Annotated in this window: 18 protein-coding genes; 10 read left to right on the forward strand and 8 right to left on the reverse strand. The window is 62.1% G+C overall.

The features are described 5' to 3' along the window. Positions 1-176 precede the first annotated feature (176 nt). Positions 177-1064: a branched-chain amino acid aminotransferase gene (locus AC2444_RS04695; protein ID WP_012756602.1), complete on the forward strand. Its 888-nt coding sequence runs from the start codon at positions 177-179 to the stop codon at positions 1062-1064. 194 nt (positions 1065-1258) lie between these two features. Here AC2444_RS04695 and AC2444_RS04700 read toward each other — a convergent pair whose 3' ends face one another. Continuing rightward, a complete protein-coding gene (locus tag AC2444_RS04700) occupies positions 1259-1804 on the reverse strand; it encodes a hypothetical protein (protein ID WP_012756603.1) in 546 nt (181 codons plus the stop codon). A 166-nt stretch (positions 1805-1970) separates the two neighbouring features. After that, positions 1971-2873, reverse strand: coding sequence for a LysR family transcriptional regulator (locus AC2444_RS04705; protein WP_012756604.1), 903 nt, complete (start codon positions 2871-2873; stop codon positions 1971-1973). Between the two features lie 137 nt (positions 2874-3010). On the opposite strand from AC2444_RS04705, the gene AC2444_RS04710 reads away from it, so the two are divergent. The 4 genes from AC2444_RS04710 to nadE all read left to right on the forward strand — a co-directional run bounded on the left by AC2444_RS04710 (position 3011) and on the right by nadE (position 8387). Next, positions 3011-4252 carry an HlyD family secretion protein gene (locus tag AC2444_RS04710; protein ID WP_012756605.1) on the forward strand — a complete coding sequence of 414 codons (1242 nt, stop codon included), beginning with the start codon at positions 3011-3013 and terminating at the stop codon, positions 4250-4252. A gap of 98 nt (positions 4253-4350) precedes the next feature. Beyond that, a complete protein-coding gene (locus tag AC2444_RS04715; protein ID WP_012756606.1) occupies positions 4351-5970 on the forward strand; it encodes an MDR family MFS transporter in 1620 nt (539 codons plus the stop codon). Positions 5971-6000: 30 nt separating this feature from the next. Further along, the gene (locus AC2444_RS04720; RefSeq protein ID WP_012756607.1) at positions 6001-7206 is read left to right on the forward strand and encodes an adenylate/guanylate cyclase domain-containing protein; all 1206 of its coding nucleotides are present in this window, start codon (positions 6001-6003) and stop codon (positions 7204-7206) included. A gap of 347 nt (positions 7207-7553) precedes the next feature. After that, complete coding sequence (gene nadE, locus AC2444_RS04725; RefSeq protein WP_012756608.1) at positions 7554-8387, forward strand: NAD(+) synthase; 834 nt, start codon at positions 7554-7556, stop codon at positions 8385-8387. 42 nt (positions 8388-8429) lie between these two features. Here nadE and gstA read toward each other — a convergent pair whose 3' ends face one another. Then, a complete protein-coding gene (gene gstA, locus AC2444_RS04730; protein ID WP_012756609.1) occupies positions 8430-9113 on the reverse strand; it encodes a glutathione transferase GstA in 684 nt (227 codons plus the stop codon). 115 nt (positions 9114-9228) lie between these two features. Here gstA and AC2444_RS04735 point away from each other — a divergent pair, with 115 nt between their 5' ends. Continuing rightward, on the forward strand, positions 9229-9849 hold the full coding sequence (locus AC2444_RS04735) for a TetR/AcrR family transcriptional regulator (protein ID WP_041935484.1): 621 nt from the start codon (positions 9229-9231) through the stop codon (positions 9847-9849). Here the strand turns inward: AC2444_RS04735 and AC2444_RS04740 are convergent. After that, positions 9846-11087, reverse strand: a complete 1242-nt coding sequence (locus AC2444_RS04740; RefSeq protein ID WP_012756611.1) for a multidrug efflux MFS transporter — start codon at positions 11085-11087, stop codon at positions 9846-9848. The two genes, AC2444_RS04735 and AC2444_RS04740, sit on opposite strands and share 4 nt — an antisense overlap. 333 nt (positions 11088-11420) lie before the next feature. Between AC2444_RS04740 and AC2444_RS04745 the strand changes: the two genes are divergently transcribed. Next, a complete protein-coding gene (locus AC2444_RS04745; protein WP_012756612.1) occupies positions 11421-11765 on the forward strand; it encodes a nuclear transport factor 2 family protein in 345 nt (114 codons plus the stop codon). Between the two features lie 27 nt (positions 11766-11792). On the opposite strand, the gene AC2444_RS04750 is transcribed toward AC2444_RS04745, so the two are convergent. The 3 genes from AC2444_RS04750 to AC2444_RS04760 all read right to left on the reverse strand — a co-directional run bounded on the left by AC2444_RS04750 (position 11793) and on the right by AC2444_RS04760 (position 13673). Further along, positions 11793-12524 (reverse strand): sulfite exporter TauE/SafE family protein, encoded by a 732-nt coding sequence (locus tag AC2444_RS04750; protein WP_012756613.1) that lies wholly within the window; start codon positions 12522-12524, stop codon positions 11793-11795. 61 nt (positions 12525-12585) lie between these two features. Further along, positions 12586-13239, reverse strand: coding sequence for a class I SAM-dependent methyltransferase (locus AC2444_RS04755; protein ID WP_012756614.1), 654 nt, complete (start codon positions 13237-13239; stop codon positions 12586-12588). A 107-nt stretch (positions 13240-13346) separates the two neighbouring features. Next, entirely contained in the window at positions 13347-13673 is a 327-nt protein-coding gene (locus tag AC2444_RS04760) for a hypothetical protein (RefSeq protein WP_012756615.1), read from the reverse strand. Positions 13674-13898: 225 nt separating this feature from the next. On the opposite strand from AC2444_RS04760, the gene AC2444_RS04765 reads away from it, so the two are divergent. Then, complete coding sequence (locus tag AC2444_RS04765; RefSeq protein WP_008528928.1) at positions 13899-14501, forward strand: superoxide dismutase; 603 nt, start codon at positions 13899-13901, stop codon at positions 14499-14501. Between the two features lie 141 nt (positions 14502-14642). Next, positions 14643-15488, forward strand: a complete 846-nt coding sequence (locus AC2444_RS04770; protein ID WP_012756616.1) for a metallophosphoesterase — start codon at positions 14643-14645, stop codon at positions 15486-15488. Here the strand turns inward: AC2444_RS04770 and AC2444_RS04775 are convergent. Next, entirely contained in the window at positions 15485-16393 is a 909-nt protein-coding gene (locus tag AC2444_RS04775; RefSeq protein ID WP_012756617.1) for an AraC family transcriptional regulator, read from the reverse strand. The genes AC2444_RS04770 and AC2444_RS04775 overlap by 4 nt on opposite strands. A 177-nt stretch (positions 16394-16570) precedes the next feature. On the opposite strand from AC2444_RS04775, the gene AC2444_RS04780 reads away from it, so the two are divergent. Continuing rightward, positions 16571-17341, forward strand: a complete 771-nt coding sequence (locus AC2444_RS04780; RefSeq protein WP_012756618.1) for an SDR family NAD(P)-dependent oxidoreductase — start codon at positions 16571-16573, stop codon at positions 17339-17341. The last annotated feature ends 3 nt before the right edge of the window (positions 17342-17344 follow it).

The raw sequence follows: 17344 nt of genomic DNA on the forward strand, positions 1-17344 counted from the left end.
CATTCCATCATTTTTGCTGATGCACCCATCGATGAAGCTGCCGTTGCTGCGCACGAATATTGCGGCCTGGCGGCATTCCCCGGCATTTTCTTGCTTCCGTGTTTCCGCTCGGGATTTGTCCTTGACCCGGCTTACCGCGGCGGTTTTTCCTTCTCCGGCTTCAGGAGGAAACCATCATGGCAGTCGATACAACACCCCGTTCAACCACCTGGACTCATGTCGATGGAGAGTGGTTCCCCGGCAATCCGCCGCTGATCGGGCCGACCTCCCATGCCATGTGGCTCGGCTCCACGGTCTTCGACGGTGCCCGCTGGTTCGACGGCATCGCGCCGGATCTCGACCTGCATTGCCAGCGCATCAATCGCTCGGCACTTGCCATGGGCCTGAAGCCGGTGAAATCGGCCGAGGAGATCGTAGCGCTCGCCTGGGAAGGCGTTGCGAAATTCGATGGCGCCACGGCGATTTATATCAAGCCGATGTACTGGGGCGAACACGGTTCGCCCGGCAGCGTCGTCGCCGTCGACGGGGAATCGACCCGCTTCGCGCTCTGCCTGTTCGAGGCGCCGATGGGCGGTCATGGCGGCACCAGCCTCACTGTCTCGCCCTATCGGCGCCCGTCGCCGGAAACGGCGATGACCGAGGCAAAGACCGGCTCGCTCTATCCGAATAGCGGCCGGATGATCGCCGAGGCGCGCAGCCGCGGTTTCGACAATGCGCTGGTGCGCGACCTGAACGGCAATGTCGTCGAGACCGCCTCCTCGAACGTCTTCATGGTCAAGGACGGCGTGGTGATGACGCCCGCCGCCAACCGCACCTTCCTTGCCGGCATTACGCGGGCCCGCGTTATTGACCTGCTGCGCAAGGCCGGTTTCGACGTGCATGAAGCAGCGCTCTCCGTCGAGGATTTCATGCAAGCCGACGAGATCTTCACCACCGGCAACTACTCCAAAGTCGTCGGCGTCACCCGCCTCGACGGCCGCGACCTGCAGGAAGGCCCGGTCACCCGCAAGGCGCTGGAACTCTACATGGACTGGGCCTTCGGAAGGAGCGAGAGCGAGGAGTGAGGAGAGGTCCCGCGAAGCGGGAGCAATCGATCCAGTGAATCGATTGCAACGACGAACGCCCGAAGCGCAAGCGCAGGGCTGCAGCGGTTCGGCGGATCAGAGCCCAGCCCGCCTCTCATCCGCCTGCCGGCACCTTCTCCCCGCTTGCGGGGCGAAGGGTGATAGCCGCAGCCTCTCAGTTCACGCAAGGGTCGTCAAAAGTACTCATCTCGCCTGTAGAAATTGCCGTAGAGGTGCGTCAGCACCGAATTGGCTGCCAATTTTTCTTCATCGCTGTCGCCATAAACCAGTTTGGGCGGATCGCTTTCGCTAAAGATGAGAGCGACAAAATGATTGTAACCCGCGCCGGCGATCCCTGTCGAAACGTCGCGCCCCTCGATGATCGTACCGTTCTGTGCAGAGCCACTCGCGGCTGCCGACGCTTCGAAACGCGATTTATTGAAAATGACGTACCATAGCCAAGGATCGAACAAAGGCACGGTGATCATCGTCCCAAAACAAACCGGAACAATGATGATAGCAATAAGACGACTCACCATTCCAAGGATACGACGACGAAATAACGCGACTAATACGCCGATAAACCAAACGAACAGTATGCCCGCGACCGAGAGAAAGAGCAGCGGCCCTCCCAATAGATCCAAGAGTCCTCGTAGCCCATTGGCCGAATCAAGCGGCCAAAAATCCAAGGCGCGATGGTAAGCTGCACACGCGATGCCAAGAAAAGCGGCGATGACCATTCGCCGAACATTCCAAATATCTATGGGCACAGCCGACACACCATCCTGTTGTTTTTCATAGTCGAATGGTGTCCAGCGAAGTCGAGGCATTTTTGGGGCCGAACGGCATTGCTGCCGAATTCCGCTGTGTTGCAGTGAAGGGTGACCTCCAATGTAAAATTGCCCCTCACGTCATCCACTTCCGATGTTCCGCAAATCTCTCCGCCAAGAGGTCGATGAACAGCCGCACCTTCGTCGGGAGATGGCTGCGGTTGGGATAGACCGCGTTGATGTTGAATTCGATCGGCCGGTAGTCCGGCATGATCTTCACCAGCCGCCCTTCGGCGATGTCGTCGAACACCACGAAACTCGGCGCCAGGAAGATGCCCCGCCCGGTCAGCGTCAAGAAGCGCAGCATCTCGGCGCTGTTGGAGACGACATTGCCGCTGATCTTGACGCTCTCCTTTTTGCCCTCGCCATCCTCGAAGCGCCATTCGTCGCCATAGGGGTAATAGGCATATTGCAGGCAGTTGTGGTCGGCGACCTCGGCCGGCGTTTTCGGCATCGGATGGCTCTCGAAGTAGACCGGCGAGCAGACGAGCATATGGCGCCAGGGCGTCAGCTTGCGTGCGACGAGCGATGAATCCGGCGGCGGTACGGTGCGCATTACCAGATCGTAGCCATCCTCGATCATGTCGACCATCCGCTCGCCGACGCTGAAATCGAGTGAGATCGACGGATAGAGTTCCATAAATTCGCCGACGACGGGCAGCAGGAAACGCACGATGGCGCTGCTGGTATAAACCTTCAGCGTGCCGCGCGGCGTCGTGCTCAGCGCGCCGGCCGTCCGATCCGCCTCATCGAGTTCGGCCAGGATCTGCAAAGAGCGCTCATAGTAATATTTGCCGGTTTCCGTCAGGCTGACCTTGCGTGTCGTGCGGTTGAGCAGTCGCACGCCGAGCCGGTCCTCCAGCGACTGCACGTGATTGCCAACCATGGTGACGGACATGTTGAGCCGGCGCGCGGCGGCGGAAAAACCACCGCATTCCACCACCCGGCCAAAGACTGTGAGGCTTGTCAGCCGATCCATATTGCCCTCGGATTATCCGCTGAGAGTTGATGATCCTTCCCGATTTAAGCAGATTATCAAAATAAATGTCAGGGTGCATTTTCCCTCTCGTCAAACACGGCCTCTCACAGAGCAGGCCAGGACGAAGGAGAATTACGATGGTCGAGTTACCCCGCAAGGACATTTTCGAAGGTGCGAGGAAGGCCGAGCAGATCCTGGCCGAGGAAGCCGCCAAGGCGCCCGTCGCCGAGGCGCCTGCCATGCCTGTCGCCGAAGCGCCGATTGCGGACGCACCGGTCGCGGGTGCTCCCAAAAAGACCGGCCGTCGCATCGTCAAGCGCGCCGTCATCGCCGCCCTACTGCTTGCCGGCGTCGCTTTCGCCGGCGATTTCGGCTACCGCTATTGGACGGTCGGCCGCTTCATCGAATCCACCGACGACGCCTATGTGAAGGCCGATTACACCACCGTCGCCCCGAAGGTCGCCGGCTATATCAGCCAGGTGCTGGTCAACGACAATGATGCGGTCAAGGCCGGCCAGGTTCTCGCCCGCATCGACGACCGCGACTTCCAGGCCGCACTGTCGCAGGCGAAGGCCGATGTGAAGGCGGCCGAAGCCGCCATCACCAATATCGACGCCCAGATCTCCCTGCAGCAATCGGTGATCGAGCAGGCGAGGGCGACGGTCGATGCCTCGCAGGCATCGCTGGATTTCGCAGTATCCGATGCCGCCCGCTCGGCCCGCCTGATCACCAACGGCGCCGGCACCCAGTCTCGCGCCGAACAGACCCAGTCGGCCCGCGACCAGGCCGCTGCCGCCGTCGAGCGCGATCGGGCAGCCCTCGTCACGGCTCAGAATAAGGTGCCGGTGCTGCAGACTGAGCGTGAACAGACGGTTGCCCAGCGTGACCGTGCGGCAGCCGCCGCCCAGCAGGCAGAGCTCAACCTTTCCTATACGGATATCGTCGCCGCCGTTGACGGCACGGTCGGCGCCCGGTCTATCCGGGTCGGCCAGTATGTCACCTCGGGCACGCAGCTGATGGCGGTCGTTCCGCTGCATGCGGTCTATGTCGTTGCCAATTTCAAGGAAACGCAGTTGACCTATATCAGCCCCGGCCAGCCGGTCGAGATCAAGGTCGACAGCTTTCCCGACATCTCGATCAAGGGTCATGTCGACAGCGTTTCCCCGGCAAGCGGCCTGGAATTCTCGCTGCTGCCGCCGGACAATGCCACCGGCAATTTCACCAAGATCGTCCAGCGTATCCCGGTCAAGATCGTCATCGACGACGAGCCTCTGAGCGGCCTGTTGCGTTCGGGCATGTCGGTCGAGCCCGAAATCGACACCAAGGCTGTCCAGACCTCCGCGGCAGCTAAGGAGGGATCATCCAACCCTGCTGGATGATCCTTTCTTTTTTCCCGAATGATCCCGATCATTCCCTGAATGATCACCCGAACCCCGTCATGAGAAAGTTTCCCGCGAGAGCTGGAAGGAGATAAGCCATGGCCACTCTTCAGATCGCAGCCAACAGCAATGCGCTGGCGCGCCCCGCCGCCGCAGCGCCCGCGGCACCTGCCGTCATGAGCCCTCTGCGCATGTGGGCAGCCGTTGTCGGCTCGACGCTCGGCGCCTTCATGGCCGTCCTCAACATCCAGATCGTCAACGCCTCGCTTGCCGATATCCAGGGCGCAATCGGCGCCGGCACGGATGACGGCGGCTGGATTTCGACCTCCTATCTGATCGCCGAGATCGTCGTCATTCCGCTCAGTGCCTGGTTGGCGCGTGTCTTCTCGCTCCGCAATTACCTGCTCACCAACGCCATCCTTTTCCTCATCTTCTCCGTCGCTTGCGCCTTCGCGGCCAATCTGCAGCAGATGATCATCCTCCGCGCCATTCAGGGCTTTTCCGGCGGCGTGCTGATCCCGATGGCCTTCACCATCATCATCACGCTGCTGCCCAAGGCCAAGCAGCCGATCGGCCTTGCCCTCTTTGCCCTGTCTGCCACCTTCGCGCCGGCGATCGGCCCGACGATCGGCGGTTATCTCACCGAGAACTGGGGCTGGGAACATATCTTCTATGTCAACCTGGTGCCCGGCGCGCTGATGGTCGGCCTGCTCTGGGCCTCGCTCGACCGGGCGCCGATGAACCTGAAGCTGCTCGCCAAGGGCGACTGGCCTGGTATCGTCACCATGGCGATCGGCCTGGCAGCCCTGCAGACCGTGCTGGAAGAGGGCAACAAGGAAGACTGGTTCGGCTCCGATTTCATTGTTCGCCTGTCTGTTATCGCCGCCGTCTCGCTGACGCTGTTCCTGATCATCGAGCTGAAGACCGCCAATCCGCTGCTGAGCCTTCGCCTGCTGCTGCGCCGCAACTTCGGCTTCGGCATCGTCGCCAATTTCCTGCTCGGTATCGCGCTTTACGGCTCGGTCTTCGTGCTGCCGATCTATCTGACCCGCATCCAGGGCTATAATTCCGAGCAGATCGGCATGGTTCTCGCCTGGACCGGCATCCCGCAGTTGCTGCTGATCCCGCTGGTGCCGCAGCTGATGAAGCGTTTCGACGTGCGCCTGCTGATCGTCGTCGGCTTTGCCCTCTTTGCCGCCTCGAACTTCATGAACGTCCACATGACCGGCGATTATGCCAGCGACCAGCTGTTCTGGCCGAACATCGTCCGTGCCATCGGCCAAGCGCTCGTCTTCACGCCGCTTTCGGCAATCGCCACCGCCGGCATCGAGCAAGAAAATGCCGGCTCGGCGTCCGCGCTCTTCAACATGATGCGCAATCTCGGCGGTGCCGTCGGCATCGCTTCGCTGCAAACCTTCCTGTCGAAACGCGAGCAGTTCCACTCGAATATCCTGACCCACTCGGTCTCGATCTTCGAGGAAGCCACCCGCGATCGCATCGCCAGGCTCACCGGCTATTTCATGAGCCACGGTGTCAGCGATCAGGCGCTTGCCGGCCATAAGGCCGTCGTCGCCATCGCGCTCAAAATACGCAAACAGGCCAATATCATGGCCTTCAGCGACACCTTCTTCCTGCTCGGCGTCGCCCTCGTCGTCGCCCTGCTTGCAACCCTGCTTCTGAAAAAACCCGGTCAACTCTCCGGCGGCGGCGCCCACTAGCGCCCTGCCTCCCTCAAGGAGGAGAAAGCCATGACAACTGCGATCTATGCTCCCGATACCGACAGGCTCCCAACGAAGACCGCCGGCCATGCCGTCAGCATCGGCGCACTGCTGTCGATCATCGAGTGGCTCTCCGGCGATGAATGCCACGCGCTCGACGAAGCGGGGCTGGTCTCCGGCCTCGGCCGGCGGCTTCAGGCGCTCGGCGTGCCAGTCGACCGGCTGACCCTGCATCTGATGACGCTGCATCCCGAGTTCATCGGCCGTACCATCGCCTGGGCGCCGGGCGAGCCGGTCGAGATCCACGACCGGGAACACGGCGCGCGGGTCGCCATATCAAATACGCCGCTGCGCAAGGTCATGGAGACCCGCGAACCGCTGGTCGTCGATACCGGCGAAAGCGTGCATGGCCGCTGGCAGCATATCGATGTCTTTGCCGATCGCGGCCTGATGCAGCTCGTCATCGCGCCGCTCTGCAATGTCGATGGCCCGGTCAGCGCCGCCGTCTTCGGCACGCGGCGGCCGGGCGGCTTCACTGCATCCGAGCGTCAGGTGATCGAGCGCATCCTGCCGGCGCTGCGCAACACCAGCGAGCTGCGCATTCTACGCCAGGTCGAGCTCAGCCTGCTCGATACCTATATCGGCCCGCTGACGGCAAGCCGCATCCTGGCCGGCCGCATCCGCCGCGACGAGATCGAATCGATGGAGGCAGCTTTGCTGCTCTGCGATCTGCGCGGCTTTACCGAACTGTCGAACCGGCTGCCCGGCAGCACCGTGCTCGGGCTGCTGAACGCCTATTTCGACAGGATCGTGCCGGCCATTACCCGTGAAGGCGGCGAGGTGCTGAAGTTCATGGGCGACGCCGTGCTTGCCTTCTTCCCGGGTTATGATGCCGCCCATTCCTGCGGCGCGGCCCTGGCATCGGCCCGCGCCATCCTCGATGAGATCGACCATTTCCAGTACGAGGGCATCGGAGTCAAAGCCGGCATCGCCCTGCATTATGGCGAGGTCAGCTACGGCAATGTCGGCTCCGGCCGCCGCCTCGACTTCACCCTGATCGGCGGCGACGTCAATCTGGTCAGCCGTATCCAGACCGCCTGCAGCGAACTGGGAGAGGCACTGCTGATGTCGGCGCCGTTTCGCGACGAAGCGGGGGCAGGGGATGTGGTGTCGGTCGGGGCGCACGGGCTGAAGGGGTTTGCCGATCCGGTGGAGCTGTTTACGATCGTACGGTAGGGGCGCGACGCCACCCCCCTCTGCCCTGCCGGGCATCTCCCCCACAAGGAGGGAGATTGGATGGGCGCGATGGCTTCCCCAAGCAACTGGCCGCCACATGAATCGTAAATTGAGGGCGAGGCATGGCTTCTTGCCGATCTCCCGACCTCTGGGGGGTCCGAAGGACGGTTCGAGACCCGTGGCTCGACCCCGGGGCCCGGCAGGGCAGAGGGGGTGCTGCACCCACCGAGATACCAAACCGCCCACTTGCATAAAATGCATGGCAGGTCTGCCCGAAACGGTTTCGTCTTCCCCCATCTTTTCGCCATAGTGGCGCCGAAATTCCGTAAGCAGGGAGGAAGAGGCTTATGACTGTGCTGTTCGACGAACAAGGCGAGATCATCCGCGAACTGGGTGTCGCCGCCGATATCGACCCTGAGCGCGAGATCGAACGGCGAACCGCTTTTCTCAAGGATTATCTCGTCGCCTCGGGCATGCGCGGCTACGTCCTCGGGATCAGCGGTGGCGTCGATTCGCTGACGGCGGCGCTGCTGGCTCAAAAGGCGGTGCGCGAGCTGCGTGACAGCGGCCATGCGGCCGAATTCATTGCCGTGCGCCTTCCCTACGGTGTCCAGGCGGATGAGGCGGATGCGGGAAGGGCGCTGGAAACGATCGGCGCCGACCGTTCGATGGTGGTCAACATCAAGGCGCCGGCGGATGCGATGCTTGCCGCCGCGCAGGACGGCGGCCTCGCCTTTGCCGATGCCGGCCGGCAGGATTTCATCCTCGGCAATATCAAGGCGCGCCAGCGGATGATCGCCCAGTTCGCTCTTGCCGGGGCGCTTGGCAGCCTCGTCATCGGCACCGATCATGCGGCCGAGGCGGTCATGGGCTTCTTCACCAAGTTCGGCGATGGCGCAGCCGATATCCTGCCGCTCGCCGGTCTCAACAAGCGCCGCGTCCGCCTGCTGGCAAAGCGTCTCGGTGCTCCGGACGAGCTGGTGTTCAAGGTGCCGACCGCCGATCTCGAGGACCAGCGGCCGTTGCGCCCCGATGAGGAGGCCTATGGCGTCAGCTATGACGAGATCGACGATTTCCTCGAGGGTAAGCCGGTCGGCGAGATCGCCCGCCGCCGCATCCTCGCCGCCTATCGGGCGACTGCTCACAAGCGCGCTTTGCCGGTGGCGGTCAGCGCGCTCTGACGGTCGACCAAGCGCGGGATGCGCGCGGGCACGACCCGGGGTTTACGGTCTGACCGGCTCACCTGTCCGTCCTGATGAAGCGAGATAGGCATGCGGCGCGAAATAGACGCCGTCGGCATCGAAGGCCTCGAGATCTTCGGCCTGCAGCGCCTCGCGCACCTTCGGTCGTGCCGCCACCCGGGCCATGAAGGCGTGCAGCGCCGGCCATTGGTTGAGATCGATGTCGGTCCAGGGCGACCAGTTCAGGCAGACGAAGAGATAGGCATCCGCCACCGTAAACGCATCGCCGGTGAGATAGGGTCCGGCAAGACGGCCGTCCAGCCAGGCGAGCCGCTTGGAGATCAGCGCGCGGACCTCGCCATGAACGCTGGAATAGATCGGATTGAAGAGCAACACCATCGGCTTGTGCAGCTCGGCGGTGATGAAGTTCAGATAGGATTGCACCTCGTTGCGGCGGATGTTGCCGACCTCAGGCAACAGGGCTGCCCCTTCGGGCACGCTGTCGGCGAGGAACTGCACGATCGCCGGCCCCTCGGTCAGCACCTTGCCATCGTCGAGCACCAGCGCCGGCACATAGCCGTTGCCGTTGATCGCGAGGTAATCCTCGCCGGTGCTCGTCCTGTAGGTCTGACGATCGACCTGGACGAGCTCGATATCGAGCCCGAGCTCGCGGCAGATGATGTGCGGCGAAAGCGAACAGGCGGCTGCGTGCATGTAAAGTTTCATTCCGGTTTCCTCTCCTTGCGGAGGCGGTCGATGCCGCCGGCCGACAGTGTTGAATATCTGTACTGTTTCGCATAAAATGACTCTCGTCAAGAATTTAATGCGAAACGGTACAAATATGAAAGACGAGAAGAAGCGGGGCCGCCCGAGGGCTTTTGACACCAAGGCGGCGCTCGGCAAGGCACGGGATGTCTTCTGGGACAGGGGGTTTGCCGCCGCCTCGCTCGACAATCTGAGTGCTGCGACCAACCTCAACCGCCCGAGCCTCTACGGCGCCTTCGGCGACAAGGAGGATCTTTATCTCGATACGCTGGAGGGCTATCGGCAGGACGGCATGAATACGCTCGCCGAGGCGCTCGACCCCTCACTGCCGCTTCGCGACAATATCGCCCGCGTCTATGCCGGCGCGCTGGCGATCTATCTGCATGGTGAAACCGCGGCCCGCGGCTGTCTGCTGATCGGCACGGCGTCGGCCGAGGCGGTCCAGCATGAGCGGGTCCGCGAGGTGCTCGGCCGCAGCCTCAACGATTTCGACGACGAGATCGAAAAGCGCATGCGCCTTGCCGTGGAAAAGGGTGAGCTTCCCCGAAGCGCCGATCCGCAGATGCTGGCCAGGCTCGCCTCCGCCGTCATGCATTCGCTCGCCGTCCGCGCCCGCGCCGGCGACAGCCGCGAGACGCTGGAAGCGATTGCCCGGTCGGGCGTCGAGCTGATCTGCGGGAGTGCCAATAATCCTTAGGTCGACTCCCGAGTCTCCCCATCCCTCGGCCGCACGATCCAGGCATAGGCCGCACCAGCGAGAAGCAGCACGGAGGTACCGAGGAACACCGCCCGCATGCCGATATGCCCACCGACAAAACCGCCAAGGATGGGGCCGGCCACCTGGCCGACATATTGCGACGAGATGGAAAACCCGAGAATGCTGCCGGCCGCACTATCAGGCACGCTGTGGCGGATGACCGCGGCGATGCAGGGCAGCAGCCCGCCGATCGCCACACCCATCATGAAGCGCAGGATGATCAGCTGCCAGGAACTGGTGACGAAGGCCTGCGGGATCAGCAGCAGCCCGGCGACGGCGAGCGCTCCTGCAATCACCGGCCAATGGCCGATCCTGTCGGCAAGCTTGCCGAGCCATGAGGCCGAGAGAATGCTGCCGAGGGCGGCAGCCGACATGACGACGCCCGATACCATCGTCACCTGGGATTCGACGGGCACCAGCTGCGCGACATAGACGGTGATGATCGGCTCGATCGACATATTGGCAAACATCAAGAGCATGCCGGTTGCCAGCATGGCGATGACCGGCCGCTTGTCGGCAATGGATTTCCAGCCGCCGCTGGCCTTGGCCGCCTGCTTGCGGGCCGGCGATTTCTCTTCCTTGATCAGCAAGGCCGTGGCGAGAAAGGCGAGGAAGATCATGCCGCCGGCGGCGAGGAACGTGCCGCGGATGCCAATGATCGGCGGCAGCGCGCCGCCGATCAGCGGCCCGACGAGATTGCCGGCCATGATTCCGGAGGAGAGCACGCCGAGCGCCCAGGCCGAGCGGTCCTTCGGCGTCTGCGTCGCCACCAGCACCATCGAGCCGGAGGCATAACCGCCGGCAAGCCCGACGAAGAGGCGCAGCGCCACCAACTGCCAGACATTGCCGGCCATGCCCATCAGCGAGATCGCCAGCGTCATCCCGAGGCTGGCGCGCACCAGCATCAGCTTGCGGCCGTAGATATCGCCGAGCCGGCCCCAGAGCGGAGCGACCAGAGCCGCGGCAAAGAAGGTGGCGCCATAGGCGATGCCCGACCATTGCACGATGTCAGCATGGTCGCTGACGCCTAGCTCCTCGACATAGAGCGGCAGGAAGGGAAGCAGCAGCGTCATCGCCACGATCGTGGTGAAGGAGCCGATCAGCGAGATGGTAAGATTGCGCTTCCAGTGGATCGAGCCCGGCCTGGCGCTGGCGGCGTCCAATTGCGTATCGGTCATTCTCTCTGCCCCGGCATTGATCGCGCGGGCGAAGTTCCGCACGCCTGATGAAACGATGTGCCCTTTGCCGCGGCGAGGAGATCGGCGCGGGTGAAACTGTCCTGAAGATCGAGCTTTTCGAGGTCGAGCGCATAGGCCGTAGCGGTGCATGCGCTCGCCGTTCCAGGGCGGGCACGCACTGATATAACCGCGCTATGGCCCATCCTTCAAGACAGCGCTTTCGCATCGGTGACCTGTCTATCGAAATGAGAGCCGCAATCTGGACCCTCTCGGGCAAAAGTGCTAGAACAGGACCGATTGCATGATGCAATCGGTTAATCCAAGGACATTGCCATGAGCGACATGTGCACATCCCGAGAGCAGACCGTCCGTCAGCTCTACGCCGCGTATCTCGACGATCGCAAGGATATTGTCGGCGCCATGTTGACGGAGGATTTCACCTTCTCCAGTCCGCGCGACGACCACATCGACCGGGCGACCTATTTCGAGCGTTGCTGGCCGAAGGAGCCGGTCTTCCGCGGCTTTGACATCGAATTCCTGGCGATCGACGGCGACGAGGCGGTCGTCCGCTACCGTGCGGAAAAACGCGACGGTGGCAGCTTCCGCAACATCGAGAGCCTTCGCTTCCGCGGCGACAAGATCGCCTCCGTGGATGTCTATTTCGGCCGGAATCTCTGATCCCCCGGCCGGGATGGCGATCGCTCTTTACAGGATCCGTATCGCCGACGTGCCGATGATGATCATCGACACCGCCACCATCAGCGGCCGCACCGGCAGCCGTTTGACGAGGATCGCGCCGAAGGGGGCGGCGATGACGCCGCCGATGATCACGCCGATCGCCGAATTGAGCTCCGACCAGCCGAGCGTCAGCATGAAGGTCAGGGAAATCGTCAGCGTCACCGCGAATTCGGTGAAATTGGTCGAGCCTATCACCCGTTTCAGGTCATGGCCGCGGCTAACGAGCGAACTGGTGACGATCGGACCCCATCCACCGCCGCCGATCGCATCGAGCACGCCGCCGCAAAATCCGACGGGCGGCACCATCCAATCGCGAACATCCCGCTTCGGCGGTGGCCGAAAGGCCTTGTAGAGGATCACCAGCCCGATCGCGATCAGATAGGCCGACACGAAGGGCGCGATCGCCTTGCCGTCGATATTGGCCAGCAGATAGGCGCCGATCGCGCCGCCGATCATGCCGGCCGGTGCAAGCCGCGCCACCAGGCGCCAGTCGACGTTGCGATGATAGGCATGCGAGATGCCCGAGGCGGCGGTGGTGAACATTTCCGCCACATGCGTCATGGCGCTGGCATTGGCCGCCGGCACCCCGAAGGCGAGAAGGCTCGTCGTCGACAGTACGCCGAAGGCCATGCCAAGCGCGCCGTCGACGATCTGCGCGCAGAAACCCACGACGATGAAAAAGAAGATATCCGATGTCATGCAGTCCCCTCAGGCGAACGGTAGCATCAGAATAAGCGACGCGGGGAAAAAAGTTCCGGTCTCAGCCGGCAAGTCCGCGCTGCTTCAGCCGGATGATCTTGAAGAAGCCGTTCGGAAAGACCGGCAGGATATCGGCAGCGGCAAAGTCGCCGCGGCGCTCGGCCCAGGCGACGATGCGGTGAATGCGGAAGGCGGAGGACCAGCCGATGTGACGCACCAGCGGCGCCACCGCCGTCTCGATCGCGCCCTGCAGACCGGCGCCGTCGCCAAGCTTGCTGGCAAGGATGATCTCGCCGCCCGGCCTCAGCACCCTGGCGCATTCGTCCAGCGCCCGTTCGGGTTCGGGGATGAGCGTGATGACGAAGGGCAGGCAGACCACATCGAAAGAACGGTCGGCAAAGGTGAGCGCATGCGCATCCATCACATCAAGCGCCTGCACATGATGCAGCTTTTCGCGTCTCGCCTTTTCACGCGCCCGCGCAATCATATGGTCGGAAATGTCGATGCCGGTCACCCGGCAGTGGCGCGGGTAATGCCCGAGCGTCAGGCCGGTGCCGACGCCGATCTCCAGGATGTCGGTGCCGGCCGCAGCGGCGAGGGCTGCAAGCTTGCGGTGGCCATCGCGCAGGATGCCGCGATAGACCCGGTCATAGACCGGTGCCCAGCGCTGATAGATTTTTTGCTGATCGTCCGCCCTGCTGCGAAGCTCTGACATGCCGCACCTCCCTTAAAGCCCAGGTTTTCAACTCCTGAGGGAGGCTTCGGTTCCCCAGAAATGTGACCCAAGGCACAAACCAGCTTGGTGAGCAGCCTCATAGCGGCCTATTTTGCCGGCATGAGACCGAGCGTCTTGGCGTCCAGCTCGCTGCCGATCTCGACGGTTTTCTTTTGCTTGTCGTAGACGCAGATCTGGGCGATCAACCCCTTGGCGCCCTTCGGCTTGCCTATCACAAGGGCAAGCCCGTAATGCGAACTACCGAAGGGATCGACGGTGGCGCTGGGCTTTTCGATCGTGACCGCTGCCTTCTTGCATTTAGCCTCGACGTCAACGGCGAGCTGCTTCCAGGCGTCATCGGAGGAGGCATGCGCCGCACCTGCCAGGCAAAGCAGTACGGCGGCAGTGAGAGGCTGGATTATTTTCCTGTTCATATCGGGTCTCCGTTGATCTCCATAATGGGCAAAGTGGTTTTCGGGGCGGGTATTCCCATTGATTTGCCCAGGCGATTTCTACGCACGACTCCAACCCTGCAACTGAGGCAAATTTTCCTCCGGCCGGTCGTTTTTTGATAATTCGCCGGTTGCCTCTCCCCCTTTCCCCTCCTATGTTCCGCCTCACCTGCCGAGACGCAATCTATTGCCAAGAGGAGATCTGACATGGCTTTCGAATTGCCTGAACTTCCCTATGACTACGAAGCGCTTGCTCCCTTCATGTCGAAGGAAACGCTGGAGTTCCACCACGACAAGCACCACAAGGCCTATGTCGACAACGGCAACAAGCTCGCCGCCGAAGCCGGTCTTTCGGACCTCTCGCTCGAAGACGTCGTCAAGAAGTCCTTCGGCACCAATGCCGGCCTCTTCAACAACGCGGCCCAGCATTACAACCACATCCATTTCTGGAAGTGGATGAAGAAGGGCGGCGGCGGCAACAAGCTGCCGGGCAAGCTCGAAGCGGCCTTTACCTCCGATCTCGGCGGCTATGACAAGTTCAAGGCCGATTTCGCCAATGCCGGCGCCACCCAGTTCGGCTCCGGCTGGGCCTGGGTTTCCGTCAAGAACGGCAAGCTCGAAATCTCCAAGACCCCGAACGGCGAAAACCCGCTCGTTCACGGCGCCACCCCGATCCTCGGCGTCGACGTCTGGGAACACTCCTACTACATCGACTATCGCAACGCCCGCCCGAAGTACCTCGAAGCCTTCGTCGACAGCCTGATCAACTGGGACTACGTCCTGGAACGCTACGAAGAAGCCACGAAGTAAGCGCTACCAGGCTCGCCGCCCTGGCGGCGATGTCCGTCCGCCTGTTTGAATTTGACACCCGGCGCCTCCAAAGCGCCGGGTGTTTTGTTTGGAGAGGCAAGCCGTCACATCCCTGTCACCAGCCGCTCCTAATCACGCTGCATGTCTTCCTCTGCTTCTCCCCTGTTCCGCTTCGGCATCATCGCCGACCCGCAATATGCGGCGATCGCGCCGCATGTGGCGATGGATCGTTATTACGCCAACAGCCTCGCCAAGGTCGCCGAGGCGATCGAGGTCTTCAATGGCGAGGAGCTGAGCTTTGTCATGACGCTCGGCGATGTCATCGACCGCAGCTTTTCAAGCTTCGACGATATCCTGCCGGTCTACGGCAAGCTCAGGCACGAGGCGCTCTTCCTGCTCGGCAATCACGATTTCTCGGTCTCTTCTGGGCATCTCGCCGAAGTCGCCGCGCGTCTCGGCATGCCGTCGCCCTATTACAGCTTCGTGCGCCACGGCTGGCGCTTTATCGTGCTCGACGGCAACGAGGTCAGCATCTTCGCACCGCCCGAAGGCCATCCTCATCGCGCCCTTGCCGCTGAGATGCTGGCGGAGCTGCAGGCAAAAGGTGCGAGGAATGCCCATCGCTGGAATGCCGCGCTGAGCGACGAACAATTCGCCTGGCTCGGCGATGAAATCGCAAAAGCGGCTGCGGCCGGCGAGAAGGTGATCGTCATGAATCACTATCCGGTGCATCCGCCCAGTGAGCACGGCATGTGGGACAGCGAACGCACCGTCGCGCTGCTCGCCTCCAGCAGCAATGTCGTCGCCTATCTCAATGGCCACGACCACGTCGGCAACTACGGCATGGCCGGCGCCTGCCACTTCCTCAATTTCAAGGGCGTGGTTGACACCGAGATGGAAAACGCCTTTGCGATCGTCGAGGTCTATGCCTCCAGAATCGAAATCCGCGGCTTCGGACGCGAGGTGAGCCGCACGCTGTCCATCTAGCTGATTGCCGGCTCAGCCGGCATCGCCTTCATTTCACTGATGTCGCGCTTCGGTGGTGTCCCGAACATGCGGGCATATTCGCGGCTGAACTGGGAGGCGCTCTCGTAACCCACCTGATAGGCCGCGTTTGCGGCGTTGAAACCATCGGTCACCATCAGCCGCCGGGCCTCGAGTAGCCGCAACTGCTTCTGATACTGCAGCGGCGTCATCGTGGTCAGGATTTTGAAATGCTGGTGGAAGGAGGAAGGGCTCATCCTGGCTGCCGCCGCAAGCTTTTCCACCCGGACGGCGTCCGCAAAATTACCGCGCAACAGGTAGATGGCCTCGGCCACGCGGCGCGTATGGCTGTCGGGCAATGCAAGCTTGCAGACCTCATCGCCATTTTTTCCGGAAAGCAACCAGAAACTGATCTCTCGCATGATTGCCGGATGAAGGATTGGGATCGCCTTGGGCGTTGCGAGCGTTCGGATCAGCCTCAGTATGCAGTCCTGCAGCTCGGGGCCGAATTCTTGTACGAAAACACCCGGCCCGCCGTCGCCTGCCGGCTTCGGCGGCGCATCCATCTCCTCCAGCACCTCGCGCAGGATAGTGACGTCGAGTTCCAAGTTGATGGCGATCATCGGCCGTTCGGCACTGGCTTTCGTCACCTGTCCGAAGGCCGGCATCTCGACGCTGATGATAAGCGCTTGCATCGCTTCGTAATCGAAAAGGCGGTCTCCGAACATGAGCTGCTTGGCGCCATCGACGATAATGCAGAGCGCCGGTCGGTAGATCGCCGGTTTCGGCATGGAGAGAGTGCTGGAACGCATCAGGAAAAAGCCGTCGATAGCGGTGGCAAAGAGGCCGTCACCGCCGCCATGTGCATCCATGTACCCATTGAGCGCCTGCTTCAGATCTGCGGACATCTTAGTCTCCAGTGAACGCGGGGTCGGTCTGCCGCGCCGGTGAGGATGATCTTAATCCCTCAGCCCGGCTGGGCAAGGCGTTTGGAGGAATAGGCAAGAAATTGCAGGGTTTCGGCATTCAGGATTCCAAGCTTGCGGCGCATAAACTGGTCTATCAAAACATCAGGAGTACCTGAAATGCCTAACCAGAATTCAACCTCGAAAATCGCAATCGTAACCGGCGGAAGCCGCGGCCTGGGCCGCAATACGGTCGTCCATCTGGCAAGGAGCGGCGTCGATGTGATCTTGACCTACAACTCGAACCGCGACGAGGCGGAGAAGGTCGTCGCTGAGATCGAGGCGCTGGGCCGCAAGGCCGCCGCACTTCAACTTGACGCCGGCAACGTGGCGGCGTTCGATGCCTTTGTCGAAAGTGTTCGCGAGATCCTCAAGGGCTGGGGGCGTGAGCACTTCGACTTTCTAGTCAACAATGCCGGCACCAGCTACCACGCCCCGATTTTGGAGACGACCGAAGCGGAGATGGACAAGCTTTACAACCTGCATTTCAAGGGGGTCTTCTTCCTCACGCAGAAGCTCCTGCCGGTGATCGAGGACGGCGGCCGCATCGTCAACCTCTCCAGCGGTCTTGCCCGCATGGCCATGGTCGGCGCTTCGGCCTACGGCTCGATAAAGGGCGCAGTCGAGGTGCTGACGCGCTACATGGCAAAGGAGCTTGGCCCCCGCGGCATTGCCGTCAATGCCGTCGCCCCGGGCGCCATCGAAACCGATTTCAGCGGCGGCATGGTGCGGGACAATCCGGAGATCAACCGTGCGGTCGCCTCCATGACCGCACTGGGCCGCGCCGGTGTCCCCGACGATATAGGGCCGATGATCGCTTCCCTCCTGAGCGATGCCAACCGTTGGGTCAACGCCCAGCGCATCGAGGTTTCGGGCGGCATGTCGCTCTGAATA

It is taken from the genome of Rhizobium sp. WSM1328 (assembly GCF_057653715.1).

Coding starts and splice junctions, on each gene's coding strand:
- AC2444_RS04695 (WP_012756602.1), top strand. CDS start 177: ATGGCAGTCGATACAACACCCCGTTCAACCACCTGGACTCATGTCGAT.
- AC2444_RS04700 (WP_012756603.1), bottom strand. CDS start 1,804: ATGGTCATCGCCGCTTTTCTTGGCATCGCGTGTGCAGCTTACCATCGC.
- AC2444_RS04705 (WP_012756604.1), bottom strand. CDS start 2,873: ATGGATCGGCTGACAAGCCTCACAGTCTTTGGCCGGGTGGTGGAATGC.
- AC2444_RS04710 (WP_012756605.1), top strand. CDS start 3,011: ATGGTCGAGTTACCCCGCAAGGACATTTTCGAAGGTGCGAGGAAGGCC.
- AC2444_RS04715 (WP_012756606.1), top strand. CDS start 4,351: ATGGCCACTCTTCAGATCGCAGCCAACAGCAATGCGCTGGCGCGCCCC.
- AC2444_RS04720 (WP_012756607.1), top strand. CDS start 6,001: ATGACAACTGCGATCTATGCTCCCGATACCGACAGGCTCCCAACGAAG.
- nadE (WP_012756608.1), top strand. CDS start 7,554: ATGACTGTGCTGTTCGACGAACAAGGCGAGATCATCCGCGAACTGGGT.
- gstA (WP_012756609.1), bottom strand. CDS start 9,113: ATGAAACTTTACATGCACGCAGCCGCCTGTTCGCTTTCGCCGCACATC.
- AC2444_RS04735 (WP_041935484.1), top strand. CDS start 9,229: ATGAAAGACGAGAAGAAGCGGGGCCGCCCGAGGGCTTTTGACACCAAG.
- AC2444_RS04740 (WP_012756611.1), bottom strand. CDS start 11,087: ATGACCGATACGCAATTGGACGCCGCCAGCGCCAGGCCGGGCTCGATC.
- AC2444_RS04745 (WP_012756612.1), top strand. CDS start 11,421: ATGAGCGACATGTGCACATCCCGAGAGCAGACCGTCCGTCAGCTCTAC.
- AC2444_RS04750 (WP_012756613.1), bottom strand. CDS start 12,524: ATGACATCGGATATCTTCTTTTTCATCGTCGTGGGTTTCTGCGCGCAG.
- AC2444_RS04755 (WP_012756614.1), bottom strand. CDS start 13,239: ATGTCAGAGCTTCGCAGCAGGGCGGACGATCAGCAAAAAATCTATCAG.
- AC2444_RS04760 (WP_012756615.1), bottom strand. CDS start 13,673: ATGAACAGGAAAATAATCCAGCCTCTCACTGCCGCCGTACTGCTTTGC.
- AC2444_RS04765 (WP_008528928.1), top strand. CDS start 13,899: ATGGCTTTCGAATTGCCTGAACTTCCCTATGACTACGAAGCGCTTGCT.
- AC2444_RS04770 (WP_012756616.1), top strand. CDS start 14,643: ATGTCTTCCTCTGCTTCTCCCCTGTTCCGCTTCGGCATCATCGCCGAC.
- AC2444_RS04775 (WP_012756617.1), bottom strand. CDS start 16,393: ATGTCCGCAGATCTGAAGCAGGCGCTCAATGGGTACATGGATGCACAT.
- AC2444_RS04780 (WP_012756618.1), top strand. CDS start 16,571: ATGCCTAACCAGAATTCAACCTCGAAAATCGCAATCGTAACCGGCGGA.